23 protein-coding genes are annotated in these 25,560 nt (G+C 70.7%); 12 read left to right on the plus strand and 11 right to left on the minus strand.

From position 1 onward, the window contains the following. Positions 1 to 146 precede the first annotated feature (146 nt). Positions 147 to 1,469 (plus strand): Ig-like domain-containing protein, encoded by a 1,323-nt coding sequence (locus ABIA35_RS35365; protein ID WP_370339839.1) that lies wholly within the window; start codon positions 147 to 149, stop codon positions 1,467 to 1,469. 66 nt (positions 1,470 to 1,535) lie between these two features. Further along, complete coding sequence (locus ABIA35_RS35370) at positions 1,536 to 2,255, plus strand: Uma2 family endonuclease (protein WP_370360856.1); 720 nt, start codon at positions 1,536 to 1,538, stop codon at positions 2,253 to 2,255. 64 nt (positions 2,256 to 2,319) lie between these two features. Here ABIA35_RS35370 and trpD read toward each other — a convergent pair whose 3' ends face one another. Next, positions 2,320 to 3,369: an anthranilate phosphoribosyltransferase gene (gene trpD / locus ABIA35_RS35375; RefSeq protein ID WP_370360857.1), complete on the minus strand. Its 1,050-nt coding sequence runs from the start codon at positions 3,367 to 3,369 to the stop codon at positions 2,320 to 2,322. 127 nt (positions 3,370 to 3,496) lie between these two features. After that, entirely contained in the window at positions 3,497 to 3,937 is a 441-nt protein-coding gene (locus tag ABIA35_RS35380; protein ID WP_370339842.1) for a hypothetical protein, read from the minus strand. Between the two features lie 314 nt (positions 3,938 to 4,251). Between ABIA35_RS35380 and ABIA35_RS35385 the strand changes: the two genes are divergently transcribed. The 4 genes from ABIA35_RS35385 to ABIA35_RS35400 are packed head-to-tail and all read left to right on the plus strand — an operon-like array spanning position 4,252 to position 8,483. Continuing rightward, positions 4,252 to 4,872 (plus strand): heme-copper oxidase subunit III, encoded by a 621-nt coding sequence (locus ABIA35_RS35385; protein ID WP_370339843.1) that lies wholly within the window; start codon positions 4,252 to 4,254, stop codon positions 4,870 to 4,872. Between the two features lie 35 nt (positions 4,873 to 4,907). Continuing rightward, a complete protein-coding gene (locus tag ABIA35_RS35390; protein ID WP_370339844.1) occupies positions 4,908 to 5,777 on the plus strand; it encodes a c-type cytochrome in 870 nt (289 codons plus the stop codon). Continuing rightward, the gene (locus tag ABIA35_RS35395) at positions 5,770 to 6,849 is read left to right on the plus strand and encodes a Rieske 2Fe-2S domain-containing protein (RefSeq protein ID WP_370339845.1); all 1,080 of its coding nucleotides are present in this window, start codon (positions 5,770 to 5,772) and stop codon (positions 6,847 to 6,849) included. Before ABIA35_RS35390 ends, ABIA35_RS35395 begins: the two co-directional genes overlap by 8 nt. Further along, entirely contained in the window at positions 6,846 to 8,483 is a 1,638-nt protein-coding gene (locus tag ABIA35_RS35400) for a cytochrome bc complex cytochrome b subunit (protein WP_370339846.1), read from the plus strand. Before ABIA35_RS35395 ends, ABIA35_RS35400 begins: the two co-directional genes overlap by 4 nt. 289 nt (positions 8,484 to 8,772) lie before the next feature. Here the strand turns inward: ABIA35_RS35400 and ABIA35_RS35405 are convergent, their stop codons facing one another. From ABIA35_RS35405 to ABIA35_RS35420, 4 genes are all read right to left on the minus strand, one after another. Continuing rightward, on the minus strand, positions 8,773 to 11,358 hold the full coding sequence (locus ABIA35_RS35405) for a DEAD/DEAH box helicase (RefSeq protein ID WP_370360858.1): 2,586 nt from the start codon (positions 11,356 to 11,358) through the stop codon (positions 8,773 to 8,775). Between the two features lie 304 nt (positions 11,359 to 11,662). Further along, positions 11,663 to 12,586, minus strand: coding sequence for a class E sortase (locus tag ABIA35_RS35410; RefSeq protein WP_370340473.1), 924 nt, complete (start codon positions 12,584 to 12,586; stop codon positions 11,663 to 11,665). 21 nt (positions 12,587 to 12,607) lie between these two features. Then, the gene (locus ABIA35_RS35415) at positions 12,608 to 13,744 is read right to left on the minus strand and encodes a hypothetical protein (RefSeq protein WP_370340475.1); all 1,137 of its coding nucleotides are present in this window, start codon (positions 13,742 to 13,744) and stop codon (positions 12,608 to 12,610) included. A 69-nt stretch (positions 13,745 to 13,813) separates the two neighbouring features. Next, entirely contained in the window at positions 13,814 to 15,004 is a 1,191-nt protein-coding gene (locus ABIA35_RS35420; protein WP_370340477.1) for a homogentisate 1,2-dioxygenase, read from the minus strand. A 94-nt stretch (positions 15,005 to 15,098) separates the two neighbouring features. Here ABIA35_RS35420 and ABIA35_RS35425 point away from each other — a divergent pair, with 94 nt between their 5' ends. Together ABIA35_RS35425 and fahA are read left to right on the plus strand one after the other, a co-directional pair. Continuing rightward, the gene (locus ABIA35_RS35425; RefSeq protein WP_370340479.1) at positions 15,099 to 15,947 is read left to right on the plus strand and encodes a hypothetical protein; all 849 of its coding nucleotides are present in this window, start codon (positions 15,099 to 15,101) and stop codon (positions 15,945 to 15,947) included. 55 nt (positions 15,948 to 16,002) lie between these two features. Continuing rightward, positions 16,003 to 17,244 (plus strand): fumarylacetoacetase, encoded by a 1,242-nt coding sequence (gene fahA / locus ABIA35_RS35430; RefSeq protein ID WP_370340481.1) that lies wholly within the window; start codon positions 16,003 to 16,005, stop codon positions 17,242 to 17,244. A 49-nt stretch (positions 17,245 to 17,293) separates the two neighbouring features. On the opposite strand, the gene ABIA35_RS35435 is transcribed toward fahA, so the two are convergent. Together ABIA35_RS35435 and ABIA35_RS35440 are read right to left on the minus strand one after the other, a co-directional pair. Beyond that, on the minus strand, positions 17,294 to 18,001 hold the full coding sequence (locus ABIA35_RS35435; RefSeq protein ID WP_370340914.1) for a tyrosine-protein phosphatase: 708 nt from the start codon (positions 17,999 to 18,001) through the stop codon (positions 17,294 to 17,296). 98 nt (positions 18,002 to 18,099) lie between these two features. Further along, a complete protein-coding gene (locus ABIA35_RS35440; protein WP_370340483.1) occupies positions 18,100 to 18,786 on the minus strand; it encodes a bifunctional DNA primase/polymerase in 687 nt (228 codons plus the stop codon). Between the two features lie 118 nt (positions 18,787 to 18,904). Here ABIA35_RS35440 and ABIA35_RS35445 point away from each other — a divergent pair, with 118 nt between their 5' ends. Next, on the plus strand, positions 18,905 to 19,708 hold the full coding sequence (locus ABIA35_RS35445) for a tyrosine-protein phosphatase (protein WP_370340484.1): 804 nt from the start codon (positions 18,905 to 18,907) through the stop codon (positions 19,706 to 19,708). Between the two features lie 19 nt (positions 19,709 to 19,727). Here ABIA35_RS35445 and map read toward each other — a convergent pair whose 3' ends face one another. Continuing rightward, the gene (gene map, locus ABIA35_RS35450; protein ID WP_370340486.1) at positions 19,728 to 20,585 is read right to left on the minus strand and encodes a type I methionyl aminopeptidase; all 858 of its coding nucleotides are present in this window, start codon (positions 20,583 to 20,585) and stop codon (positions 19,728 to 19,730) included. Positions 20,586 to 20,627: 42 nt separating this feature from the next. Between map and ABIA35_RS35455 the strand changes: the two genes are divergently transcribed. After that, positions 20,628 to 20,840, plus strand: coding sequence for a hypothetical protein (locus ABIA35_RS35455; RefSeq protein WP_370340488.1), 213 nt, complete (start codon positions 20,628 to 20,630; stop codon positions 20,838 to 20,840). Between the two features lie 71 nt (positions 20,841 to 20,911). Here the strand turns inward: ABIA35_RS35455 and ABIA35_RS35460 are convergent, their stop codons facing one another. Together ABIA35_RS35460 and ABIA35_RS35465 are read right to left on the minus strand one after the other, a co-directional pair. Beyond that, positions 20,912 to 22,099 carry a LamG domain-containing protein gene (locus ABIA35_RS35460; protein ID WP_370340490.1) on the minus strand — a complete coding sequence of 396 codons (1,188 nt, stop codon included), beginning with the start codon at positions 22,097 to 22,099 and terminating at the stop codon, positions 20,912 to 20,914. 333 nt (positions 22,100 to 22,432) lie between these two features. Next, entirely contained in the window at positions 22,433 to 23,701 is a 1,269-nt protein-coding gene (locus tag ABIA35_RS35465) for an MFS transporter (protein WP_370340915.1), read from the minus strand. A gap of 257 nt (positions 23,702 to 23,958) precedes the next feature. On the opposite strand from ABIA35_RS35465, the gene panB reads away from it, so the two are divergent. Beyond that, entirely contained in the window at positions 23,959 to 24,849 is an 891-nt protein-coding gene (gene panB, locus ABIA35_RS35470) for a 3-methyl-2-oxobutanoate hydroxymethyltransferase (RefSeq protein ID WP_370340492.1), read from the plus strand. 68 nt (positions 24,850 to 24,917) lie between these two features. After that, positions 24,918 to 25,538 (plus strand): hypothetical protein, encoded by a 621-nt coding sequence (locus ABIA35_RS35475; protein ID WP_370340493.1) that lies wholly within the window; start codon positions 24,918 to 24,920, stop codon positions 25,536 to 25,538. Positions 25,539 to 25,560: the final 22 nt, after the last annotated feature.

Consider the following 25,560-nt stretch of genomic DNA (forward strand, 5'->3'; position numbering starts at 1 on the left):
GTCACGAGACGACCTTCTTTCGAGATCAGACGCAACGCACAAGGCCCCTGAGGCGTCTATCCGGGTGTAGATCGTAAGGATCATTCCAGGCTCAAGGGCATGACAACTTATAGAGCATGACAGCTCACGTGGAACGGGAGGGACTCGTGGCAGACCAGATCAGGCACGGTGTCACCGCGGGCGGACGGCGCCGGTATCGGCGGGTAGCGCAGTGGACGGCGGCCGCGGCGGCCGTGGCGCTGCTGGCGGGTGCGTGCGGCGGCTCGTCGGGCACCAAGACCGCGACGGCGCCGGTAGGGGACGGGCAGACGGCCTCGTCGCCGGCCTCCGGAGGGGCCGCGGGCGGCGCCCCGGCGACGTCCTCCTCCGCGGCTGCGCAGCCGATGACGCTCTCGGCCAGCCCCGCGGACGGCACCCAGGGCGCCGACCCGGGCAAGGGCATCCAGGTCGCCGCCGTCAACGGCAAGCTGGAGAGCGTCACGGCCACCGACGGCTCCGGCAAGACCGTGGCCGGGGCGCTGGCCGCTGACGGCTCCTCCTGGGCCTCCACGGGCAACCTGGCGATCTCCAGCACCTACACGGTCGTGGTGAAGGCGCAGGACGGCTCCGGGGGCGAGAAGACCACCACGTCGAAGTTCACCACCCTGACCCCGGGCAAGCGCCTGGGCCTGGACCACTACGTCCCGGACAACGGCACCACGGTCGGCGTCGGCCAGCCGGTCGCGGTCTTCTTCACCAACGCGCCGAACGAGAAGGACCGCGCGGCCGTCGAGAAGGCGATGACCGTCACCACCACCCCGCACGTGGACGGCGCGTGGAACTGGCGCAGCGACACCGAGGCGGACTGGCGCCCGCAGAACTACTGGCAGCCGGGCACCAAGGTGCAGGTGCACCTGGGCCTGAACGGCGTGAAGGCCGGCGAGACCACCTACGGCTCGTTCACCAAGGACTTCTCCTTCACCATCGGCGACTCGGTGATCAGCACCGTGGACCTGGTGAAGGACAAGATGACCGTCACCAAGAACGGCCAGGTCCTACGCACCATCCTGGTCAGCGGCGGCGAGGTCCCCAAGCACATGACCTGGAGCGGCAAGATGGTGGTCCTGGAGAAGGACTCCTCACTCCAGATGACCTCGGCCTCGGTGAACTTCACCGACGCCTCGGACTTCTACGACCTGAAGGTCCAGGACGCGGTGAAGCTCACCACATCCGGCACTTTCCTGCACGCCGCCCCCTGGAACGACGGCAAGTTCGGCCGCGTGAACGGCAGCCACGGCTGCATCGGCATGAGCCTGGACGACGCCGCGTGGTTCTTCAACACGGTGAAGGTCGGCGACGTGGTGAACGTCCTGCAGTCGTCGGACACCAAGCCCAACGTCACGACGAACTCGATGCCCGGCTTCGACGACTGGAACCTGAGCTGGAGCCAGTGGCTCGCGGGTTCCGGCGCGGGGGTGCAGGCGCAGTAGAGCTCGGTCGCTGTTCGCAATCGGTTGGCCACGTCCTGTCAGAGGGCGTGGCTAGCCTTTTGGGGTATGACAGTCGCTATGAACTACGAACCACCTCCACCTCCGGTAGCGGAGCTGGAGAAGTCGCCAGAGCTCTGGGCCGCCTTCAGCCTGGTGGAGTGGGCCGGCCTGCTCGACGGCGTCACACTGGAGATGTGGGAGCACATCCCCGAGGACTTCTGTCGGGATCACGAGCTCGACAACGGCCGCCTGATCCGGCGGGAGTCCGGCAGCCTGGGCCACCAGCACGTATCCATCGAGCTGGCCGTGGTCCTGAAGGCCGCAGCCAAGAAGGCGGTCGAGAAAGGCACGTTTCCCTGCCTGAAGGTGGTTGTGGACTCGGACATCCGGTTGTGGGAGGTGCCGTGCGCGACCGTACGTCGGCCCGATGTTCTGGTCTATCGCTGCCTCGAAGCAGAAGAAACGAAGCTGTGGGCCAAGCACGTGGTGTTGGCCGTCGAGATCGTGTCGAAGTCCAGCAGGGCGACCGACACCGGGCAGGACAATCCGGATACCGGGTTCGAGTCGAAGATGACTCAATACGCGCGTTCCGGGATCAAGCACTACTGGATCGTGCGGCTGAAGCCCGACGACTCGGCTGTCGAGTCGATCGAACAGTGGCGTCTGGGGGAGTACCGCGGTCGGTACGGACCGGTCGGGTACTGGGAATCCGGGCTCAGCCGTGACGCGGTCCTGACCGACGAGCCGTTCCCCATCGCCATCAGCTGGTCCGACCTGGAGTTCTGACCCCCGCGTGCCCGCCTCGGCGACCGGCGGGCACCCGAAACCGGCAGGCGCCCGCATCCGGCGCTCAGCCCTCCCGCACCAGCCGCTCCGACACCTCGACCCACTTCGCCAGCACCCGTTGCGCGGCCCCCGAATCGATCGCCTCGGCGGCCTTGGCCAGGCCGGCGCCCAGCCGTGCCGTCACCGGCTCGGCGGAGGGCTCCAGCGCCGCCAGTGCTGCGGCTGAGGACAGCAGGACCGCGTCGCGGACCGCGCCCTGCTCGCCGGCGAGCATGCGGCGGGCCACGTCCGCGTTGAACTCCGGGTCGGCGCCGCGCAGGGCGGAGACGGGGGAGTACTCGATGCCGACGTCGCGGGGGTCGAAGACCTCGCGGTGGACCTGGCCGCCGGTGGCGGTCCAGACGGTGGTGGTGGTGGCCACCGAGATCTCGTCCAGGCCGTCGTCGCCGCGGAAGACCAGTGCCTCCACGCCGCGGCGGGCGAACACGCCGGCCACGATCGGGGCCATGCGCTCGTCGAAGACGCCGACCGCGCTGGCCCTGGGCCGGGCCGGGTTGGTCAGGGGGCCCAGGAAGTTGAAGAAGGTCGGGATCGCCAGCTCTTTGCGGGGGACGCCCGCGTGGCGCAGGGAGGCGTGGAAGACCGGGGCGAAGCAGAAGGTGATGCCCACCTCCTTGGCGACCTGGGCCACCGCCTCGGGCGGCAGGTCCAGGCGGACGCCGAGCCGCTCCAGGATGTCCGCGGCGCCGGAGGAGGAGGACGCGGCGCGGTTGCCGTGCTTGACCACCGTGGCGCCCGCGCCGGCCGCGACGATGGCGGACATCGTGGAGATGTTCACGGTGTGTGCGCGGTCGCCGCCGGTGCCGACGATGTCCACCGTGGCGCCGGGGACGTCGATGAGCAGCGCGTGCTTGTACATCGAGCGGACGAAGCCCTCGATCTCGTCGATCGCCTCGCCCTTGGCGCGCAGCGCCACCGCCAGGCCCGCGACCTGGCTCGGGGTGGCCTCGCCGGTCATCACCCGGTCCATGGCCCACGCCGCGTCCTGGACCGAGAGGTCCTCGCGGCGCAGTACCGCCGACAGGAGCTCGGGCCACGTGCGCTGCTCGGTCATCGGCGGTTCGCCTCCGTCTACGGAACGCTGGGAACGCTCGGATCGCTCGGGTCGCTCAAAGGAGTGAATCTCGGAAGGAGAAGCGGCCCGGGGCCCGCACGGCCCAGGGCTCCTCCACAGCGGAACCCTACGCGGCGACGCGCTTGGCGAGCCGCGCCCGGACCAGCTCCGCGACCGAGTCTGCCAGGGCGACCGGGTCGATCGGGTGCGGTGTCCACGCCTCGGCCCGCGACCAGGTGGCCAGCCAGCCGTCCTGCGGGCGCCCGGTGAGCACCAGGACCGGCGGGCACTGGTAGATCTCGTCCTTGAGCTGGCGGCACACGCCCATGCCGCCGGCCGGGGTCGCCTCCCCGTCCAGGATCAGGATGTCGAAGCCGCCCTTGTCCACGGCGGCGACCACGGCGGCCGGCGTCGCGTACTCGTGCGTCTTGATCGGCGGCAGGTCGGCCGCCACCCGGCGCCCGAGCGCCAGCACGACCTTCTCCCGGGTGGTGGAGTCGTCGCTGTAGATGAGGACTTTGATGGCGGTCTCGCTGGCACTACCAGCGTTGCCGTGCTGGTTGTTCATAAGCGCGAGCTTACTCGGCGTGCAAGCTCGGCTTCCAGACGGTCGGCCCGCCGATCCGGCGGGTTCGGCCCGGGTCTGCTCACCCGTCCGGACCAGAACCCGGCTTCCGGTCGCTTGTCCTCAGATAGGACATCTCCGCCCGACAAGGTCTGCGGCCGTCGCTCAGCTGGTCCAGACGCCATACCGAGCGTGTCCGAAGCGGCCCGGGAACACCGGGATCCGGGCCTTCGTTAACTCGATCGGCCCCATACGCACAGGACACTGGTTCCTTAACACCCACCCCCGGCGCGGAGCCGCCATGGGGTGACGACATAATGGCGGCCGTGGCGACAGCAACTGCAACTACTCAAGCGGGGCAGGCCCACCGCCTGCCCAACCGGCCGAACCTGGTCAGCGTCGGAACGATCGTCTGGCTGAGCTCGGAACTGATGTTCTTCGCGGCACTGTTCGCGATGTACTTCACGATCCGATCGGTGCACGGGTCTGCCTACTTCGTTCAGCAGGCCAAGCACCTGAACATGTCCCTGGCCGTGCCGAACACCACCATCCTGGTGCTGTCCTCGGTCACCTGCCAGATGGGCGTGTTCGCGGCCGAGCGTGGGGACGTGCGGAAGCTGCGGAGCTGGTTCATCCTCACGTTCATCATGGGCGCGGTCTTCGTGTCCGGTCAGGTCTGGGAGTACTCGGCCCTGGTGAAGGAGAACTACACGATCGGCCACAACGCGTGGACGTCGGTGTTCTACCTCACCACCGGGTTCCACGGCCTGCACGTCACCGGCGGGCTGCTCGCGTTCCTGTTGGTGCTGGGCCGGACTTATCTCGCCAAGCGATTCACCCATGATCAGGCCACCTCCGCGATCGTCGTGTCCTACTACTGGCACTTCGTCGACGTGGTGTGGATCGGCCTGTTCTTCGTCATCTACATCATGAAGTAGTCCGGACCAGTGGAATCGGTAAGGAATCCTCTGTCGTGAACACGCTTTCGGCACGACGGCGCCATCCGCTGGCCGCGTTCGTCGTCCTCTTCTTCGCGCTGGCCATGATCGGCGCGGCATACGCCACCCTGGGCTCCTCCACGGCGTCGGCGGCTGGTTCGGCCGCCTACACGCCGGACCAGGTGCTGGCCGGCCAGAAGCTCTTCCAGTCCTCGTGCTCGTCCTGCCACAACATGAACGGCCAGGGTGTGCAGGGCTCGGGTCCGCCGCTGATCGGAGTCGGCGCCGCCGCCGTCGACTTCCAGGTCGGCACCGGCCGCATGCCCGCGCAGCAGATCGGCCCGCAGGCGCCCAGCAAGCCGCCGGTCTTCACGCAGGACGAGATCGACGACATGGCCGCGTACATCAGCTCGCTGGGGGCCGGCCCGGCCGTCCCGGACCCGTCGCTGTACGCCGCCGACCCGAACAACGCCGCGAGCGTCTCCAACGGCGGTGTGCTGTTCCGCAGCAACTGCTCGCAGTGCCACAACGTGGCCGGCGCCGGCGGTGCCCTGACCGACGGCAAGTACGCGCCGTCGCTGAAGGAGACCTCGCCCAAGCACATCTACGAGGCCATGCTCACCGGCCCGCAGAACATGCCGATCTTCAACGACAACGTGATGTCCCCGCAGGACAAGAAGGACATCATCGCGTACCTGCTGCAGACCCGTACCGGTCCCAACCCCGGCGGTCTGGACCTGGGCTCGCTCGGCCCGGTCTCCGAGGGTCTGTTCGCCTGGACGATCGTGCTGGGCCTGCTGCTCGTGTTCACCGTCTGGATCGGTGCGCACACCACCAAGGCGTCCCGTGCCCGTGTCGCGCACTTCGAGGCGACCACCGGGAAGGACGCCACCGACAATGACTGATCGGGACATGGAAACGGACCACCTGCCTGAGAACACCGGTGGGGCGGGCCACGGCACCCTGACCAAGGACGCCGCGGCGGACGACCCCTTCCAGGACCCGGGTCTGCCGGCCTACCGGCCCCGGGTCACCGACCTCGACCCCAAGGCCGCCAAGCGCGCCGAGCGCCAGGTCGCCCTGCTGTTCCTGATCTCGATCGTGGGTCTGATCGGGTCGATGGTCTGCTACACCTTCGTGCCGAACACGCGGGTGCACACCTTCACGGGCCTGGGCACCGTGAACATGAACAACCTGGCCCTGGGCCTGTGCCTGGGCTTCGCGTTCCTGGCGCTGGGCGGCGGGGCCATCCACTGGGCCCGCACCCTGATGACCGACGTGGACCTGGTCCAGGAGCGGCACCCGATGAAGTCGGACCCCGAGTCCACCGCGTTCGCGGTCTCGGAGTTCAAGCAGGGCGTCGCGGACTCCGGTTTCACCAAGTACCCGCTCATCCGGCGTTCCCTGCTGACCGCCATGATGATCCTCCCGCTGCCGGCCGTGTGGCTGCTGCGCGACCTCGGCCCTCTGCCGGGGGACGCCCTGCGGCACACCCTGTGGGCTCCGGGCGAGAAGCTGGTCAACCCGAACACCGGCCAGCCGCTGAAGGTCTCCGACGTCACGGTCGGCACGCTCGCGCTGGCGAACCCGGCCAGCCTGAACGACGTGCCCGAGGAGCGGATCGACAACCTGGCCAAGTCCGCGGTGCTGGTCGTCCGTCTGCCCCAGGAGGCCCTGAAGGGCTCCGAGGCGCAGAAGAAGAAGCAGTGGGACTGGTCGGTGGACGGCGTCATGGCCTTCTCCAAGATCTGCACCCACGTCGGCTGCCCGGTGGCGCTGTACGAGCAGCAGACGCACCACATGCTGTGCCCGTGCCACCAGTCGACCTTCGACCTGTCCGACGACGGTAAGGTCATCTTCGGCCCGGCCGCGCGGTCGCTGCCGCAGCTGCCGATCACGGTCGACGCCGACGGCAACCTGGTCGCCGTGAGCGACTTCCGGGAGCCGGTCGGCCCGAGCTTCTGGGAGCGCGGATGAGCGCCACGACTGCCCCGGTCGGCGGGGCCTCGGCCGACAACGAACCCGTGAAGACCGATCCGGTCTCCAACTGGGCGGACGAGCGGCTCGGGATCTACAAGGGCTCGAAGAACCTGCTCCGGAAGGTCTTCCCGGACCACTGGAGCTTCCTGCTCGGCGAGATCGCGCTGTTCTCGTTCATCCTGATCCTGCTCTCGGGCGTCTTCCTGACGCTGTGGTTCAACCCGAGCATGGGCGAGGTCCAGTACAACGGCTCGTACCACCCGCTCGACGGCGTCTCGATGTCCGAGGCCTTCGCCTCGACCCTGCACATCAGCTTCGACGTCCGCGCCGGACTGCTGATGCGCCAGGTGCACCACTGGGCGGCCCTGATCTTCATCATGTCGATCATGGTCCACATGCTGCGCATCTTCTTCACCGGTGCGTTCCGCAAGCCCCGTGAGATCAACTGGCTGATCGGCTTCACGCTGATGGTGCTGGGCCTGCTGGAGGGCTTCGCGGGCTACTCGCTGCCGGACGACCTGCTGTCCGGTACCGGTCTGCGCATCGCCTCCGGCGTCATCCTGTCGATCCCGATCGTGGGCACGTACGTCTCGTACTTCCTGTTCGGCGGCAACTTCCCCGGGCACGACTTCATCCCGCGCCTGTTCACCATCCACGTGCTCCTGATCCCGGCCCTGATCGTCGGCCTGGTGACCGCGCACCTGATCCTGGTGTTCGTGCAGAAGCACACGCAGTGGGCCGGTCCGGGCAAGACCAACGAGAACGTGGTCGGCCTGCCGCTGCTGCCGGTGTACACCGCCAAGGCCGGCGGGTTCATGTTCGTGATCTTCGGCGTCTGCTTCCTGCTGGCGGGCCTGGTCCAGATCAACCCGATCTGGGCGTACGGGCCGTACGTACCCGACCAGATCAGCGCGGGTTCCCAACCAGACTGGTATATCGGCTTCCTCGAAGGCTCCCTTCGCATGATGCCGAACTGGGAGTGGAACATCTGGGGCCACACGCTGTCCTTCAACGTGCTGATCCCCTCGCTGGTCGTCCCGGGCATCCTGTTCACCGCCCTGGCGGTGTGGCCGTTCCTGGAGCAGTGGATCACCGGCGACAAGCGCGAGCACCACATCCTGGACCGCCCGCGCAACCGCCCGACCCGCACGGGCCTGGGCGTCGCCGGGATAACGTTCTACGGCGTCCTGTGGCTGGCCGGCGGCAACGACCTGATCGCGACCCACTTCCACCTCTCGGTGGAGGCCCTGACCTGGACCTTCCGCGTCCTGGTCTTCCTGGGCCCGGTGATCGCCTTCTGGTGCACCAAGCGCATCGCCCTGGGCCTGCAGCGCCGCGACAAGGACAAGGTCCTGCACGGCCGCGAGACCGGCATCATCAAGGTCTCGCTGGAGGGCGAGTTCACCGAGGTCCACGAACCCCTGTCGGCCGGCGAACGCTACCGCCTGACCGCGCACGAGGTGCAGAAGCCGCTGGAACTCGGCCCCGCCACGGACGAGAACGGCGTCGAGCGCCCGGGCAACCGCGCGCTGAAGCTGCGCGCCAGGGCCTCCAAGGCGATGTTCTCCGACCACGTGGAGACCACGGTCGAGGAGTACAAGGAGATCGAGGCCGGGCACGGCCACCACTGAGGTTCAGCTGTCGCACGTCGCAGGGGTCTCGCCTTCGGGCGGGGCCCTTGTGGCTTTTCGGGGCGACCGGCTGGCTTGGGTGTGGGTGGGTCCACCGCGGTCCATGGCCCACTGCGGTCCACGGTCCACTTGGGCTTCGCTGGGGGGCGCTGCTTGGTTGGTCCTGGTGCCTGGTGCCTGGTGCCTGGTGCCTGGTGCCTGGTGCCTGGTGCCTGTGCCTGGTGTCGCGTTGGCGGCACACCAAAAGGGGACCGCGCACGAAGCGCGGTCCCCTTTCAGTTCTCAGTGATTACCAGCGGCGGTCGCGCGTCGGACGGTTGTCGTCGCGCTGGTCGCCGTTGCTGTAGCCGCCGCGCGGGCGGCCGAAGGCGGTGCGCTCGCCGAAGGTGCGACGCTCGCCGCCCTCACGGTTGTCACGGTCGAAACCGCCGCGCTGGCCGAAGCCGCGGTTCTGCGAGCCGTTGCGGTCGCCGCCGCGGTTGTCGCGGTCGAAGCTGCGGCCCTGCGTCTGCGAGCCGTTGCGGTCGAAGGGCCGACGCTCGCCGCCGCCCCGGTTGTCACGGTCGAAGCTGCGACCCTGCGGCTGCGAGCCGTTGCGGTCGAAGGGGCGACGCTCGCCGCCGCCGCGGTTGTCGCGGTCGAAGCTGCGGCCCTGCGTCTGCGAGCCGTTGCGGTCGAAGGGCCGACGCTCGCCGCCGCCCCGGTTGTCCCGGTCGAAGCCGCCACGGTTGGTGTCCCGGTTGGTGTCGCGGTCGCCGAACGAGCGACGCTCCCCGCCGCGGTTGTCGCGGTCGCCGAAGGGCCGACGCTCGCCGCCGCCGCGGTTGGCGCGGTCGAAGCCGCCACGGTTGGTGTCCCGGTCGCCGAAGGAGCGACGCTCCCCGCCGCGGTTGTCGCGGTCGAACGAGCGACCCTCGGCACCGCCGCGGTTGTCCCGGCTGAAGCCGCCGCGGTTGTCGCGGTCGCCGAACGAACGGCCCTCGGCGCCACCACGGTTGGTGTCGCGGTCGCCGAACGAACGACGCTCGCCGCCGCCGCCGAAGCCGGAGCCCGAGCCCGAGCGGTCGCCGCCGAAGCTGCCGCGCTTGTCCCGGTCGAAGCCGCCACGGTTGGTGTCGCGGTCACCGAACGAGCGACGCTCGCCGCCGCGGTTGTCGCGGTCGAAGCCGCCACGGTTGGTGTCGCGGTCGCCGAACGAGCGACGCTCGCCGCCGAAGCCAGAGCCCGAGCCGGAGCCCGAACGGTCGCCGCCGAACCCGCCGCGGTGGCCGCGGTCGAAGCGGTCGCGGTCCTGGCGGAAGCCTTCGCGTCCGCCGCGGAAGCCGCCCTCGCGACCGCCGCGGAAGCCGTCGCGGCCCTCGCGCCGGTCATCGCCCATGCGGGCATCGCGCGCCGCGCGGCGGGCCGAGTGGTAGGCGTCGGCCTCGGCGACGTACTCGGCCACCGGACGGCCGCCGGTCAGTTCGCGCAGGGCCTCCGAGCTCGGGGTGACCTTCGTCAGCTCCGCCTCGACGCCGGCCGTCTCCAGCAGGCGCATCGTGCTCTTGCGCTGCTTGGGCAGGACCAGGGTGACCACGGTGCCGCTCTCGCCGGCGCGGGCCGTGCGGCCGGCGCGGTGCAGGTAGTCCTTCGGGTCGCCGGCCGGGTCGACGTGCAGGACCAGGTCGATGCCGTCGACGTGGATGCCGCGGGCGGCGACGTCGGTGGCGACCAGGACCGGGACGCGGCCGTCCTTGAAGTCCGCGAGGGTCTTGGTGCGGGCGCGCTGGGTCATGCCGCCGTGCAGGGCCAGGGCCGAGACGCCGGCCTCGCGGATCTTCTCCGCGATGCGGTCCGCGCCCAGCTTGGTGCGGGCGAACAGGATGGTGCGCCGGCCGTCCTGGCCGCCGGGGGTGTGCCGGGCCGCGATCTCGGCGGTGACCATGGCCTTGTCCGCCGGCTCGACGATCAGCAGGTGGTGGTCCATCTGGGCCTGGTCGTCGTCGTCCGGGGTCACCGAGTGCAGGACCGGGTCGGTCATGTACTTCTGGACCAGCTCGTCGACGGCGCCGTCGAGGGTGGCGCTGAACAGCAGGCGCTGCCCGGCCGGGTCGGTCTGCGACAGCAGCTCGGTGACGATCGGCATGAAGCCCATGTCGGCCATCTGGTCGGCCTCGTCCAGGATGGCGATCTCGACCTCGGACAGGTCGCACTCTTCCTGCTCGATCAGGTCGGTCAGCCGGCCCGGGGTGGCCACCAGCAGCTCGACGCCGCGGCGCAGCGAGAAGACCTGCTTGTACATCGGCGCGCCGCCGTAGACCGCGGCGATGTCCGCGCCCACGGCGAAGCCGTACGGCTGCAGCGCGTCGCTGACCTGCATGGCCAGCTCGCGGGTCGGCACCAGGACCAGGGCCAGCGGCTTGCCCTTGCGGGCCCGCTTGCCCTTCAGGTTGGCCAGCGCGGCCAGGCCGAAGGCCAGGGTCTTGCCGGAGCCGGTGCGGGCCTTGCCCAGCACGTGCCGGCCGGCCAGGGCGTCCGGGATGGTCGCGGCCTGGATCGGGAAGGTGTTGTGCACGCCGCTGTCGGCGAGCTTCTTCACCAGTTCCTCGGGCAGGCCCAGCTCGGTGAAGGCGACGGGCGCGGAGCCGGCGGTCTCGGCGGCTTCGTCCTCGTCGTCGTCCTCGTCGTCCTCGTCCAGAGCGTCGATCTCGTCGGCGTCGTCATCGAAGTCGTCGTCGGCATCGTCGGCGTCGGCGGCGTCGGCGAAGTCGGCCTCAAGGCCGTCGAGCTCGGTGTCGAGGTCGGTGGCAATGTCGGTGTGGGTGTCGGTGTCGAGCTCGGCGGCGGGAGTGAACTCCTCGGCCGCGATCTCGTTCTCAGGGGTGATTGCAGACATGGCTGATTAAGCCCTTCTGAAGGCGGACACGTCCTCAGGGGCACACGAGCGCATGGATTGCGCCGCAGCGGGTTACAGAACGGTCACTAAGGCGGCCTGGTTCCATTGTTGGACGACCAGGTAGGCGATAGCCGCGCCTGAAGTGGTGGACCGGGGAATGGCAGGTTCCGGACCCCACTGCGTTCTGCGTCACATGAAGGAAGCCGGTTTCCGACCGGCTTCTAGGTGACCTGTCCCGCGCAGCGTTCGCTTGGATTTCGATCCATGGTAGCGGCCACCGGCGCGAATCCAAGAATCGCGCAGGTCAGGTGTGTCGGTTGGGGTCCTTCAGCTCCGCCGGCGGGGGCCCGTTGAGCGGGTCCACGCGTACCAGGTGGCCCCACCAGATGAGCCGGTAGGTCGAGGCCCATTCCGGGGTGCACGTGGTCAGGGTGATGTACTGCCCGGGCTTGGTGAACGGCCCGCCCTTGGGGATCGGCGCGATCGTCCCGATGTTGGTCGGGTCGGTCTGCGGCAGCTCCTTGTCCAGCGCGTAGACGTACCAGCCGTGGGTGGTCTCCACCACCACGTGGTCGCCGATCCGCAGCTGGTTGATGTACCGGAACGGCTCCCCGTAGGTCCGCCGGTGCGCCGCCACCGCGAAGTTCCCGGTCGGGTCCCACGGCATCGCCGTGGCCGGCGTCGTGTAGTGCCCGACGGCGCCCTTGTCGAGCACCTTCTCCTTGTCCACACCCTGCATCACCGGGATGTTGGCCTTGCCGATGGCCGGGATGGTCAGCAGCGCGAAGCCCTCGCTCGGCGCGAACGCCGACTTCGGCTGCGTGCCGGCCGGCGCGTTCGGCGTCAGCTGCTGCTGGAACTGCTGCTGGATCGCGCCGGCCTCGGAGTTGGCGGCCTTGTCCGCCTCCACGTTCGTCCACCACAGCGTGTAGACGACGTACAGCGCCATGACCGCGCCGAGCGTGATCAGCACCTCGCCGACGCTGGACAACAGCATCAGCCGGCGCTGTGCCGACCGCACCGCGCGGTTGGAGCTCCGGGCCGACCTGCTGCCGGGCGGCGGTGCCTGGTAGCCCTCCCCGTCAGGAGCCTGAGACGGCGGCGGCGTGTAGACGACCTTCGGGATCATCTCCGTCGGCGCGTCGGCGGGGGAGGGTACGTCGGTGATCCGCGGGATGTACTCCGTCGGAGCCTCGGGTTCCAGCGGGACCCCGTGGTTTTGCGGCATGTCCGAAACCGTAGCGGACCATCATTCTTCCGGTGGGCTGTATCCCGAATGACGGGGACCGCTCGGGGCCTCCCACTCTGATTCCGGCTTCACCGCGGCGGGTTTGGGCTGACGCCGCCGTTGCCACAGCACGTATCCGCCACCTGCGAGGATCACGATGAAGCCGATCAGCAGGACCGGGCTGAAACCGCCTGATCCACCTCCGCTTCCGGCCGCCGCGTGTGACCCGTTCGAGGGACCCGTGGAGAAAACCGGATTGGTCGGCCAGATGTTGGCGGTGTCGGTGGTGCCGGGAGCCGAGGCTTGAGGTGTCTGCCCACCGGACGGCGCCTCGGAGGCACCGGACCCCGTGGCGGCCGACGAAGGGGCGCCGGAAGCAGGGGACGTGTTCGCGCCCGTCGGCGCCGACCGCGAGCTCGGCGCGGTGCTGCGGGGCGCCTGATTGACCGGGAACATCGCGTCGAACCCGGGCAGGGCCTCGGGATCCACCGGTTCCAGGCTGACCGCCTGCACCGGCGCGATGATGCCGAACCCGAGCTGGTCGGTGTGCAGGTTCCCCGACGCCGGGTTGATCGAGCCGGCCATCTGCGCCACCACCTGGCGCGCCGGCCAGTTCGCGTGGCCGGCCCGCAGGATCGCGGCCAGGGCGGCGACGTAGCCGGAGGCGGTCGAGGTGTCGTTGCCGTAGGCGGCCAGCGTGACCGCCGGACCGGAGGAGGACGACTGCTGCGGGGCGCCGGAATCGTCGGCGGAGGCCACGTTCACCACGCCCTGCGGACGCTGCGACATCGCCTCCCCGGTGTCGCCGGCCGCCGCGATCACCAGCGCCTGGCCGCCGATCGACGCCGGATCGACCGAGGTGTCGGCGACGACCACGATCGCGCCGTCGGCCGATCCGGTCCGCACCTGCGCGTCCGGTGCCAGGGCGCTGATCGCGCACGCCGCCTCGGCGACCCGGTCCGGGGCGCCGACCACGCCGATGGTGACGCCGCCGCCCTTGGTGCCGGCGACGCTCCAGGCGCGGGTGGCGTTGAACGCCAGCAGCGGGCCCTGCGGATCAGGGCACGAGGCCGCCGAGGCGCGGGCCGGCCCGGCGGCCGCTCCGAAGCCGGCCAGCAGTGCCGCGCATCCGACGGCGACCAGAGTCCTTCTCAGCACATGGTGACGCTACCCGAAGCGGGGCGTTCTCATGGGTGACCGCCCGCGCCTCGGTGTCGTCGATATCCGTCAGGCCCCGTTGTGCCGGCCCGACCACGTCCACGCGTACCCCGGATCCTCCGAGGCCACGCCGCCCTCGCCGATCTCCAGCGGCCGGAACGTGTCCACCATGACCGCGAGCTCGTCGAAGAACTCCGCACCGATCGAGCGCTCCGCGGCGCCCGGCTGCGGACCGTGCGTCAGGCCGGAGGGGTGCAGCGAGATCGAGCCCTGGCCGATGCCCGAGCCGCGGCGCGCCTCGTAGTTGCCGCCGGTGTAGAACAGCACCTCGTCGGAGTCGACGTTGTGGTGGTTGTACGGCACCGGGATCGACAGCGGGTTGTAGTCCACCTTGCGCGGCACGAACGAGCAGATCACGAAGTTCGGGCCCTCGAAGGTCTGGTGCACCGGCGGCGGCTGGTGCACGCGTCCGGTGATCGGCTCGAAGTCGGCGATGTTGAAGGCGTACGGGTACAGGCAGCCGTCCCAGCCGACCACGTCGAAGGGGTGGTGCGCGTAGGTGAGCTTGGTCCCGCCGGCCCGGTGGCGCACCAGCACCTCCACGTCGGAGCCCTCGGCCAGCAGCGGCTCGGACGGCCCGCGCAGGTCCCGCTCGCAGTACGGCGAGGACTCCAGGAACTGGCCCTTCGCGGACAGGTAGCGCTTGGGCGGGCCGATGTGCCCGGTGGCCTCGATCACGAACAGCCGCAGCGGCTCGTCGCCGGCGCCGGCGGACGGCACCCACCGGTGGATGGTCGAGGTCGGCAGGATCACGTAGTCGCCCTGCCCGACCTCCAGCGTGCCGAAGGAGGTCTCCACGACGCCTGACCCGGACTCCACGTACACGCACTCGTCGCCTATGGCGTTCCGGTACAGGGGAGAGGCCTCGGTCGCCGCGACGTACGAAAGGCGCACGTCTCCGTTGCCCAGCAACAGATGCCGGCCGGTGACGGCGTCCAGGCCCGAGGCGTCGAGTTTGTGCGTCAGGAAGTGCCGCGGCTTCAGCGGACGGTTCGCGACCGCCCCGGACAGCGGTCCCGGCGGCTCCCATTCCACGGAGTCCACGATCGCCGTCGGAAGTCCGACGTGGTAGAGCAGCGCGGAGTCGGAGGAGAAGCCCTCGACGCCCATCAGCTCCTCGGAGTACAGCTCGCCGTCCGGGCGGCGGAACTGAGTGTGGCGCTTGTGCGGGATCTCGCCCACTGCGCGGTAGTAGGCCATCGCCGCCGTCCCCTTCGGGTTGTCCTGTCATCCGGGTGTTCGATAATCGGACGCTACTGTCCGCTCTCTTCGACCATGGGCTACCGTGGCGGTCATGTCAACCGCCGACCCCGGCGCCCTCGGCGTCCTGTTCGCAGAGCTGATCGACGACGCCGCGCTGTTCCCGCCCGGCGACGCCCCCATCGCCGAGGCGGTGCCCGCGCACCTGGCCTACGACGCCGGCGCCCACAGCGGCCTGCTGGGCCGCTTCCTGTGCCCGGTCTCCAAGCTCGCCGATCTGAAACCGCTGCTGAGCGACGACGAGGGCCTGCGGCTGGGCCTGATCGGCGACACCGGCGTGGACGGTCTGCTGGCCGCGTTCACCGAGTTGGAGGACGACGACCGGGTGATCCTGGAGGCCGTCGAGATCCGCCATCCGGGCGAGCGCCTGGAGGAGCTGGAAGCGAAGCTGCCGTACGGCGTCGAGGCCTACATCGAGATCTCCCCGGCCGACATGCGATCCCTGCTTCCCACCCTCACCGGCCGTGAGTCGCTGTACGCCAAGCTGCGCACCGGCGGGCTGACCGCCGAGGCGTTCCCGACGCCGCTGGCCGTGGCCGAGTTCCTGGTGGGCTGCGCGGACCTGGAAGTCGGCGTGAAGTGCACGGCCGGCCTGCACCACGCGGTGCGGCACACCGACGCCGAGACCGGGTTCACGCACCACGGCTTCCTCAACGTGCTGCTGGCCGCCGAGCGCGCGAGCGACGGCGCGGAGATCGAGGACGTGGCGGCCGTCCTGGCCGTGACGGACGGCGCCGAACTGGCCGAACGTGTCAAAGCTCTGACGGTCGAGGCCACGGCCCGGACCCGCGATCTGTTCCACGGCTTCGGGTCCTGTAGTTTCCAGGAGCCGATCGACGATCTGGCGGGCCTGGGCCTGCTGCCGGATCTGCCGACCGGCTGAAGGCCGCACCGCCCCAAGGCGCCGACGGCCCCGTGCCACCGAACGAAGGACGGTTATGACACAGCCCACCTGGGTCCCGCTCCCGCCCCAGACCGACTTCCCGGTCGAGAACCTGCCCTACGGCGTCGCGACCCACGGTGAGCGGCCGGCGCACGTGGTCACCCGGATCGGCGACTTCGTCGTCAGCCTCGGCGCGCTGGCGGCGAACGGCCTGCTGGACGGCACGATCGAGGACCCGGCGGCGTACTTCGGGATCGGCACGCTGAACCCGTTCATGGCCCTGGGGGCGCCGGCGTGGGCGGCGGTGCGGGCCCGGCTCACCGAGCTGTTCACCGACCCCGAGCGCCGCAAGGCCGTCGAGCCGCTGCTGGTGCCGCTGGCCGACGCGGTGCTGTACCTGCCGTTCCAGGTCGCGGACTACGTCGACTTCTACTCCTCCGAGGACCACGCCACCAACCTCGGCCGCATCTTCAGGCCGGACGCCGAGGCCCTGCTGCCGAACTGGAAGCACCTGCCGATCGGCTACCACGGCCGCTCCGGCACGATCGTGCCCTCCGGCACCCCGATCGTGCGGCCGACGGGCCAGCGCAAGGCCCCCACCGACGAGGAGCCGCGCTTCGGGCCCAGCGTGCGCCTGGACATCGAGGCCGAGGTGGGCTTCGTGGTCGGGACGCCCTCGCCGCTGGGCGGCGGGGTGCGCGTGGAGGAGTTCCAGGACCACGTCTTCGGCGTGGTGCTGGTCAACGACTGGTCCGCGCGCGACATCCAGGCCTGGGAGTACGTGCCGCTGGGCCCGTTCCTCGGCAAGTCGTTCGCGACCTCGATCTCCCCCTGGGTGGTGCCGCTGGCCGCGCTGCAGGACGCGCGCGTCGCGCCGCCGTACCAGGACCCGGTCCCGCTGCCGTACCTGCAGGGCGAGACCTGGGGCTACAACATCCACCTGGAGGTCAAGCTGAACGGGAACACGGTCTCCACGCCGCCGTTCGCGGGCCTGTACTGGACCCCGGCGCAGCAGCTGGCGCACATGACGGTGAACGGCGCGAGCCTGCGCACCGGCGACTTCTACGCCTCCGGCACCGTCTCCGGGCCGCTGCCCGAGCAGCGCGGCTCGTTCATCGAGCTGACCTGGAACGGCACCGAGCCGCTGGCCCTGGCCGACGGCTCCACGCGCACCTTCCTGGTGGACGGCGACACGGTCGCGATCGGCGGCGTCGCCCCGGGGCCGAACGGGGCGCGGATCGGGTTCGGCGAGGTGGTCGGGACGATCCAGTCGGCGGTGCGGCAGCCGGAGCTGTAGCGGCCGGCTCGCCGGTGTCGTGAGTGCGGAATCCTGGGTGTGAGTTCTGTCACGCGGTCGTGGTGAGCCTGGCGTCCAGCGCCGCGAGGTCCGCCTCGGAAAGCCCGTTCGCCAGCAGGTAGTCGGGCATCTTCAGCCCGGCGATCGTCGAACCCAGCGACGCCTCGATGGTGGTCCCGTGCCCCGCGAGGCGCTCGCTGGTCGCGACGAGTTGGTCCCGGGCGCCCAGGGCGGCGTACCGCTCCTTCATACGGTCGAAGGTGAGCAGGTAGTCGGCGACGATCTCGCCGGGTTCCGCGCCGGCCAGGACCAGCAGGACCAGCGCGATCAGGCCGGTGCGGTCCTTGCCGCCGGCGCAGTGGAACACCACGCAGCCGGGTTCGGCGGTGGCGATCGCCCTGACGGCGGCGACCACGCGCTCCGGGTACTCGGCCAGCAACGCCGGGAGGTACATCGGCGACGCCATGTTGTCGATCGGCGCCCAGTGGTCGTGGAACGGCGTGCCGGGCTCGGGGTCGATCGGCGCGCGGACGGTCGTGATGCCGGCGGGTCTGGGCGCCTCGTCCGGCCAGTCCTCGTCAGCGGCGCGCAGATCGAGCACGGTGCGGACGCCGTAGTCCCAAGCCGAGGCCCACCCGGTCGCGGTCAGCCGGGTCGGGGCTTCCATCCGGACGACCGCACCAGGCTTGATGCGGCCGAGGCCGCCGAGGTCCCGGACGTTGGCGCAGCCGTCCCAGGCGAGGTCTCTGCTTGCGATGAGGTCTGTATTCGCGCTGAGGTCTGTATTCGCGCTGAGGTCTGTGTTCGCGCTGAGGTCTGTGTTCGCGGTCACGCGGTTCAGATTAGGGGAGTGCCTCAGGCCGCGGAGAACTCCGCGAGCACATCGGCCAGCACCTCCAGCACCACCACCGCGTCCGGCAGCGGCGTGCCGTCCGAGGGCCAGTACACCCAGCGCGCGGTGCTGCCGTCCATGCTCACCGACGGCGGGACGAAGACGTAGCTGCCGCGGTCGTGCCAGCGCAGGCCCGGGTGCTCCTGGAGCGTCTCGGGGCGGCAGTCCAGGGAGCTGGACCACCACTCGTCCTCGTCGACGTCCTCGCTGTCGGGGTTGGTCCGCGGAGCGGTGAAGAACAGGTAGCGGCCCTCCACCTCGGCGACCGGGCCGGGGGCGGTGCCGGAGACCAGGATCCGGCGCAGGGCGTCGGCGCCGGCCTGTTCGGGCACGTCCAGGACCGAGTGGGTCTTACCGGTCGGCGTGGCGTAGTTGGCCTCGGGATGGCGGGCGCGCCACAGCGCCAGACGTTCGGGGTCGGTGCTGGCCTCGACCTGCCAGGCGCGCGAGAGCGGATGCGCGGCCGGAGTGGGACAGCCCAGACGGTCGCAACTGCACGAGCCCTCGCGCGGGGCGGCCGCCGGGACCACCGCGAAACCCGCGGCGACCAGGCGGTCGAGCGGATCCGGAAGGCCTTCGGCGGGCAGCCCGTCGGGGGAAGCGGCGAGATCGCGCTTCCGGTTCTTGGCAGGTCGCCAGCTCCTCGGCACCCAAGCCCCCTGACGTGGTCGAAGGCCTAACGCGGTAAGGGTCAGGATACCTTGTGGTAACCCGGTCTTCGTCAGGGGGTGCCGGTGGGGCGAAGCGTGGCGCGGGTACCGTGTGCGCGTGACCACACCTCCGCAGGGGACCCGGCCTGCCCCAGCAGACCGCCGCATCCCGCTGGCCGGCACGTTCAACCTCCGCGACGTCGGCGGCTACCCGGCCGCCGGCGGCACCGTGCGCGCCGGCCGGCTGCTGCGCGGCGACGCCCTGCACCGCCTCGACGACGGCGCCCGCGCGGCCCTGGCGGGCCTGCCGGTCCGGACCGTGGTCGACCTGCGCGAGGACTTCGAAGTCCGGCTGTCCCCGGACGCCCTGGACGGCACCGGCATCGCGGTCCTGCGCCTGCCGGTCTTCCGCGTCACCGGCGACTCCTTCGGCAAGTCCCCCGAGGACCTGACCACGGTCTACGAGCACATGGTGGACGCCTGCGGCACCGTCCTGGCCGTGGCCGTCGGACACGTCGCGACCGAGGCCGCCCAGCCGGTCCTGGTGCACTGCTCGGCCGGCAAGGACCGCACGGGCGTGGTGGTCGCGCTGGTCCTGTCGCTGCTCGGCGTCGCCGACGAGGTGATAGCCGAGGACTACCACCTCACCAGCGCCTACCTCGCTGACGAGTTCACGCAGGCCGTCGAGCAGCTCCAGGCCTCCACGGGCCTCGGGCAGAAGCTCCACGGGCAGGCCCTGGCCTGCCCGCCGGAGCTGATCCTGGCGACGCTGGGACGGATGCGCGCCTCGCACGGCTCGGTGGAGGGGTATCTGCTGGCGCACGGCTTGGCGGCGGAGCAGATCGCCGCGCTTCGCAGCAGTCTGATAGAGCCGCTCGCGGTGGTCGAGGTGGAGGCGGTCGCTGTGGAGACGGCTGACTGAGGGGAGCGGTGGCCGACCCTCACTCCCCGCTGGGCAGCGTCAGCACCTCGACCCCGTCGTTCGTCACCACCATCGTGTGCTCGAACTGCGCGGTGCGCTTCCGGTCCCGGGTCACGGCCGTCCACTTGTCGGCCCACATCTCGTAGTCGGCCGTGCCGAGCGTCAGCATGGGCTCGATGGTGAACGTCATGCCGGGCTGCATCACCAGGGTCGCGTAGGGGTCGTCGTAGTGCGGGATGATCAGGCCGGTGTGGAAGGCCGTGGAGATGCCGTGGCCGGTGAAGTCGCGGACCACGCCGTAGCCGAAGCGCTTGGCGTAGCTCTCGATCACGCGGCCGATGACGTTGATCTGCCGGCCCGGACGGACCGCCTTGATGGCGCGGTCCAGGGCCTCGCGGGTGCGCTCGACCAGCAGGTGCGACTCCTCGTCGACGGTGCCGACCTCGAAGGTGGCGTTGGTGTCGCCGTGGACGCCGCCGATGTAGGCCGTGATGTCGACGTTCACGATGTCGCCGTCCTGGAGCACCGTGGTGTCCGGGATGCCGTGGCAGATCACCTCGTTCACCGAGGTGCACATCGACTTCGGGTAGCCCTTGTAGCCCAGCGTGGAGGGGTAGGCCCGGTGGTCCAGCAGGTACTCGTGCCCGATCCGGTCCAGCTCGTCGGTGGTGATGCCCGGCTTGGCCGCCTTGCCGGTCTCCACCAGCGCGTCGGCGGCGATCCGGGAGGCGGCCCGCATCTTCTCGACCGTCTCGGCGTCCTGCACCTCGCCGCCGGTGTACGGCCTGGGTCCCTTGCGTCCCACGTACTCCGGTCGCTTGATCCCCGCGGGGACGGGCAGAGTGGGAGAGACGGTGCCGGGTACGAGTGTCGCCATAGTCAGACAGTCTAGGCACCCGGTGACAGCAGGGAGAGTGCGATGCGCTGGACCAAGAAGGGCGAGCCGCCGGCGGACGACGGCTGGTACTACTGCGTGAAGCACGGCACGGTAGAGCCGGCGGGGGAGTGCGCCGCGAAGGACCGCCTGGGGCCGTACGAGACCCGGGAGGAGGCCGAGCACGCCCTACAGCGGGTGCAGGAGCGCAACGAGGCGTGGAAGCGGGCCGACGAGGCCGCGGACGCCGACAGCTAGCGGACCGGCCACACAGAGCGAACACGCCGCCGGCGGCAGTGGCCGAGACCACAGCCGCCGGCGCGCCGGGCTCAGCCCAGCGCCTTCACCTCATCGGCGGTCAGCGCCCGCCCGAACACGCGCACATCCGAGATGTAGCCCTTGAACGGATTCGACGGGTACTTCTTGTACCAGCTCCGCCCGATCGCGAACGGCCCCGTCGCGGCATACGGCGCGGACCCGGTCTTGAGCGGTCCGCCCTGCGGCGCGCCGTTCACGAACAGCTCGATCGTCCCGGCCTGCGCGTCGTAGACCCCGGTCAGCTCGACCCACGTGTTCATCGGCGTCGGGGCGGTCGCGCCGGCGCTGACCGCCACGGGGGCGGCGCCGTCGGCGTTCGCGCGGACGAAGGACCAGGTCTTGCTCTCCACCGAGTAGCTGAAGGTGAAGGCGAAGCACTGCGGGCCGTCCTGGCTGAAGGCGGCGGCGAACTTCGTCGGCGTCGTGATGCCGGTCTGGTCGACCCACATCGAGACCGTGAAGCTCTTCGTGGTGTCGATCGCCGGGCCCTTGGTCTGGACCTGGCCGGCCTTGATCTGGTTCGCCGCGCCGCTGAACTCCACGGAGCCGCCGTGCGCGGTCGAGAAGCCGGCGGCGCCGGACAGGGCGCCGGCGTGGTTCTTGCCGGAGGCGTCGGCGGCGGTCTTGCTGCCGGCCTTGTCGTTCAGGTGCCAGTCCAGGACGTCCGCGACCGGGGCCGCGGCCGGCGGCGCGGCCTTCGAGGTCGCCGGCGCGCTCGATGACGGCGGTTGCGAGGTGCCGCCGGGGCTGGTGGACGTCCCGGACAGGGCCGCGTGCGAAGCCGACGGCGTCGGGGCGGGGTCGGGCTGCTTCTTGCCGCTCCCGCTCGTGGCGAAGACGACGGCTCCGGCGGCGACCCCGGCCACCACGACCGCCGACGCCCCGATCACCAGAACCTTGCGACGCTTGGCGGTGCCGCCCCCGGCCGGCGGTGCGGGCGGTCCCGGCGGACCGAACTGTCCGGGCGGCCCCATCGGGCCGTTGAACTGCGGCCCCGGCTCGGATCCCGGAACGGCCCGGAACCCGCTGGCCGACAGGTCCGGGTTGCCCTGCGGCCCGACCGCCCGGAACGCGCCGGTCGCGGCGAGCGGGAAAGACGTCATCGGCGGCGGGCCCTGCGGCGGCGCCTGGACCGGCGGCGGCTCCGGCGGCCGGACGGCGGCGTACGTCCCGGTCGCCGCGAGCGGGAACGACGTCATCGAACCCTGCGATCCTCCGGGGGCGCCACCCTGCGGGCCGCCTGGGCCACCCTGCGGGCCGTTCTGCGGGCCGTTCTGGGACCCGAACTGCGACCCGAACTGAGGCGCGTTCTGCGGTCCACCCTGAGGTCCGTATTGAGGTCCGTACTGTGGTCCGTTCTGAGGCCCGCCCTGCGGTTCGACGTGCGGCCCACCGTTCCCCTGCCAGGGGAATCCGCCCGGCGGCGGCCCGCCCGAGTCCCCCGTCGCTTCCGGCGGCGCGCCCCACGGCGGCCCGTTCCGGTCCCCGTTGTCCATGTCAAGCCCCTCGTTAGGACAGTCAACGGCCTTCGATCATAGGGACGGCTCAGCGTGCGCCGCCAGCCTTTCGGCCCTGACCGTGACCGCGTGGACGTCCGTCCGCGCGTCGTAACGCCGGAACCCGGGCAGGCACGCGGCCAGTCCCACCACCGCCCCGACGCAGGCCACACCGCCGAACCCGACCGAGAACACCGGCCCGCGCAGCGCCGCCATCGACCCGGCGCGCACCTGTCCCAGAATCGGCCCGGTCGAGAACGACAGCATCTCGATCCCGGCCAGCCGGCCGCGCAGCGCGTCGGGGATGGTCTGGTTCCAGATCGACATCCGGAAGACGCCGCTGACCGCGTCCGCCGCGCCGGCGGCGGCCAGGCAGGCCAGGACGACCCACACCTGCTGTGTCGCCGCCACCAGCGCGATCGCCACGCCCCAGGCCCCGGCGGCCCAGATCACCGCCAGGCCGTGCCGGTGGACGTGCTTGGTCCAGCCGCTGGTCAGGGAGACCAGCGCGGATCCGACCGCGGGCGCGGCGTACAGCAGTCCCAGGGACCACGCGGCGTGCAGATGGTCGGCGAGGAAGGGGAACAGCGCGGTCGGCATCGCGAACGTCATCGCCGCGATGTCCACCACATACGTGCCGATCAGTTCCTGCCGGCTGCGTGCGTACCGCCAGCCGGCGGCTATCCCGCGCAGACTCGCTTCCTCGGCGTCCTCGCCTTGCGGCGACGGTCTGAGCCGGAGCAGGAAGCCGACGGAGATCACGAACGTCGCCGCGTCGACCACGTAGGAGACCGTCGGCCCCGTGGTGGCGACCAGCACGCCGCCCAGCGCGGGCCCCGCGATCTGCGTGAACGAGCCCAGCAGCCACTGCAATGCCCCGGCCGGCACCACCAGGTCCGGCGGCACGATGCGCGGCACGATCGCCTCCCGCGAAGGCCGCTGCAGGCCGTTCACCGCCGCGAACGCCGCCGTCAGCGCGTAGATCGGCCACAGCGCCGGATGCGGCATGAGCGCGTTCAGCAACAGCAGTACCGACAGCAGCGCGGAGGCGGCCTCGGTCGACACGACGAGCTTGCGCCGGTCCATGGCGTCGGCCAGCGCGCCGCCCCACAGCCCGCACACCACCAGCGGCACCAGCTCGGTCGCCCCGAGCAGGCCGACGGCCAGCGCCGAGCCGGTGAGTTCCTTGATCTGGAAGGGAACCGCGACATAGGTCAGGAAGGAGCCGAAGCCGGAGATCACCGAGGAGGCGGTCAGGAACCGGTAGTCGCGCGAGACCTTCAGCGGCGTCACGTCGACGCTCAGATCGCGCCATCGGCGACGGGGCGGGGCGCCCTGCTGCGGCGCGTCGCCGGGCGCCGCAGGTTGTGCTGTCACGCGCCGCATTGTTCGGGTTCGCGCCCACGCCCCGCAAACGACTTTCGGGCCGGTGTGAGCAGAGTCACGGATGGGGCGGGGGCGAGGTCGCGGCCTCTTAACAAGGGATCCGGAGCGTGAGACGATCAGCCTCGTCCGGGTACGCCGTTTCGGCGCCTCGAGTCGTCTCTCAAGGAGAAACCAGCATGTCCGCTGAAGACAGCGCCACGCAGGAATCCGCAGTATCGCAATCGTCCGCCCAGCCCAAGCTCTCGCTCTACGGCGGCACCGGGACCGGCCGCCGGGTCACGGTCCGGGACCTGGCCAAGGCCAAGCGCGAGGGTGAGAAGTGGGCCATGCTCACCGCCTACGACGCCCTCACGGCCGGCGTCTTCGACGAGGCCGGCATCCCGGTCCTGCTCGTCGGGGACTCGGCGGGCAACAACCACCTCGGGTACGAGAACACCGTGCCGGTGACCGTCGACCAGCTGGTCATGCTCTCCGGCGCCGTGGTGCGCGGCACCAAGCGCGCCATGGTCGTCGGCGACCTGCCGTTCGGCTCCTACCAGTCCTCGCCGGCGCAGGCGCTGGACACCGCGGCCCGGTTCATGAAGGAGGCCGGCGTCGGCGCGGTCAAGCTCGAGGGCGGCCGCCGGGTGCTGCCGCAGGTCGAGGCGCTGGTGCAGGCCGGCGTGCCGGTGATGGCGCACATCGGCCTGACCCCGCAGTCGGTGAACGTCCTGGGCGGCTACCGGATAGCCGGACGCGGCGACGAGGAGGCCGAGAAGCTGATCTCGGACGCCAAGGCGCTTCAGCACGCCGGCGCCTTCGCGATCGTGCTGGAGCTGGTCCCGGCCGAGCTCGCCACCCGGGTCTCCGCCGAGATCGACATCCCCACCGTGGGCATCGGCGCCGGGGCCGGAACCGACGCGCAGGTCCTGGTCTGGACCGACATGGCCGGCCTGACCCCCGGCGGCGTGCCGAAGTTCGTCAAGCAGTACGCGGACATGCGCACCCTGCTGGGCGACGCGGCCCGGGCCTTTGCCAGCGACGTGGTGCACGGCGCGTACCCGGACGAGTCGCACTCGTACCACTGAGCCCTGATCCACACTGAATATCCCGGTCCGGGTGTCCTGGCGGCGCCCGGACCGGCAGTATGAATGCCATGGATGCCGAGCAGACCACCTTCCTCCGCGAACTCGTCAGCGGCACCCCGTGGTTCGGCGAATGTCGCGGCTTCGCCCGCACCCTCACCCGCGCCCCGCGCAGTCCCGGCGGCCTCCTCCTGGTCGGCACGCCGGAAGAGGAACCCTGGCACCTCGCCGCCCACCTGGACACCGAAGCCGGCCTGGCGAACCTCCCCCAGCTGGCGCCGACCCTGGTCCGCCACCAGATCCCCGACGGCGCACCCCCGCACCTGGCGATCCCCCTGGCCCGGCTGGAACAAGCCCGCAAGGGCGAGGCGGTCTTCATCGTGGCCCCCGATTACCCCGGCGCACCCCTGCTGGAGCGCGTCGACGACGCCCGCCGGCGCGGAGCGGCGATCCTGACCCTCGCAGAGGACGAAGAAACCTCCAGCGAGCTCCTCACCATTTCGCACGACGCACTCCTGGTGCCGCAGAACGGAATCGTGCCCGGCTTCGACGCCGCACAGCACCTGCTCGCCTCGACCGCGGGCGAGGGCGACGGCCGCAGGGGCCGCACCGGCCAGCGCCTGGGTTTCCGCGACCGGCTGACCGCGCTGATCGATCAGGTCTCCGGGGGCTCGGCCGACACGTATCGCTAGCGCTGCCGGGACGGGTGATCAG

This window comes from Catenulispora sp. MAP12-49 (assembly GCF_041262705.1).
In the GTDB taxonomy this organism is placed as follows: Bacteria; Actinomycetota; Actinomycetes; order Streptomycetales; family Catenulisporaceae; genus Catenulispora.

Bases quoted from the DNA above. Each gene is read 5' to 3' on its own strand.
- ABIA35_RS35370 (WP_370360856.1), top strand. From the start codon at position 1,536: ATGACAGTCGCTATGAACTACGAACCACCTCCACCTCCGGTAGCGGAG.
- trpD (WP_370360857.1), bottom strand. From the start codon at position 3,369: ATGACCGAGCAGCGCACGTGGCCCGAGCTCCTGTCGGCGGTACTGCGC.
- ABIA35_RS35380 (WP_370339842.1), bottom strand. From the start codon at position 3,937: ATGAACAACCAGCACGGCAACGCTGGTAGTGCCAGCGAGACCGCCATC.
- ABIA35_RS35385 (WP_370339843.1), top strand. From the start codon at position 4,252: ATGGCGGCCGTGGCGACAGCAACTGCAACTACTCAAGCGGGGCAGGCC.
- ABIA35_RS35395 (WP_370339845.1), top strand. From the start codon at position 5,770: ATGACTGATCGGGACATGGAAACGGACCACCTGCCTGAGAACACCGGT.
- ABIA35_RS35400 (WP_370339846.1), top strand. From the start codon at position 6,846: ATGAGCGCCACGACTGCCCCGGTCGGCGGGGCCTCGGCCGACAACGAA.
- ABIA35_RS35405 (WP_370360858.1), bottom strand. From the start codon at position 11,358: ATGTCTGCAATCACCCCTGAGAACGAGATCGCGGCCGAGGAGTTCACT.
- ABIA35_RS35410 (WP_370340473.1), bottom strand. From the start codon at position 12,586: ATGCCGCAAAACCACGGGGTCCCGCTGGAACCCGAGGCTCCGACGGAG.
- ABIA35_RS35420 (WP_370340477.1), bottom strand. From the start codon at position 15,004: ATGGCCTACTACCGCGCAGTGGGCGAGATCCCGCACAAGCGCCACACT.
- ABIA35_RS35425 (WP_370340479.1), top strand. From the start codon at position 15,099: ATGTCAACCGCCGACCCCGGCGCCCTCGGCGTCCTGTTCGCAGAGCTG.
- fahA (WP_370340481.1), top strand. From the start codon at position 16,003: ATGACACAGCCCACCTGGGTCCCGCTCCCGCCCCAGACCGACTTCCCG.
- map (WP_370340486.1), bottom strand. From the start codon at position 20,585: ATGGCGACACTCGTACCCGGCACCGTCTCTCCCACTCTGCCCGTCCCC.
- ABIA35_RS35455 (WP_370340488.1), top strand. From the start codon at position 20,628: ATGCGCTGGACCAAGAAGGGCGAGCCGCCGGCGGACGACGGCTGGTAC.
- ABIA35_RS35460 (WP_370340490.1), bottom strand. From the start codon at position 22,099: ATGACGTCGTTCCCGCTCGCGGCGACCGGGACGTACGCCGCCGTCCGG.
- panB (WP_370340492.1), top strand. From the start codon at position 23,959: ATGTCCGCTGAAGACAGCGCCACGCAGGAATCCGCAGTATCGCAATCG.
- ABIA35_RS35475 (WP_370340493.1), top strand. From the start codon at position 24,918: ATGGATGCCGAGCAGACCACCTTCCTCCGCGAACTCGTCAGCGGCACC.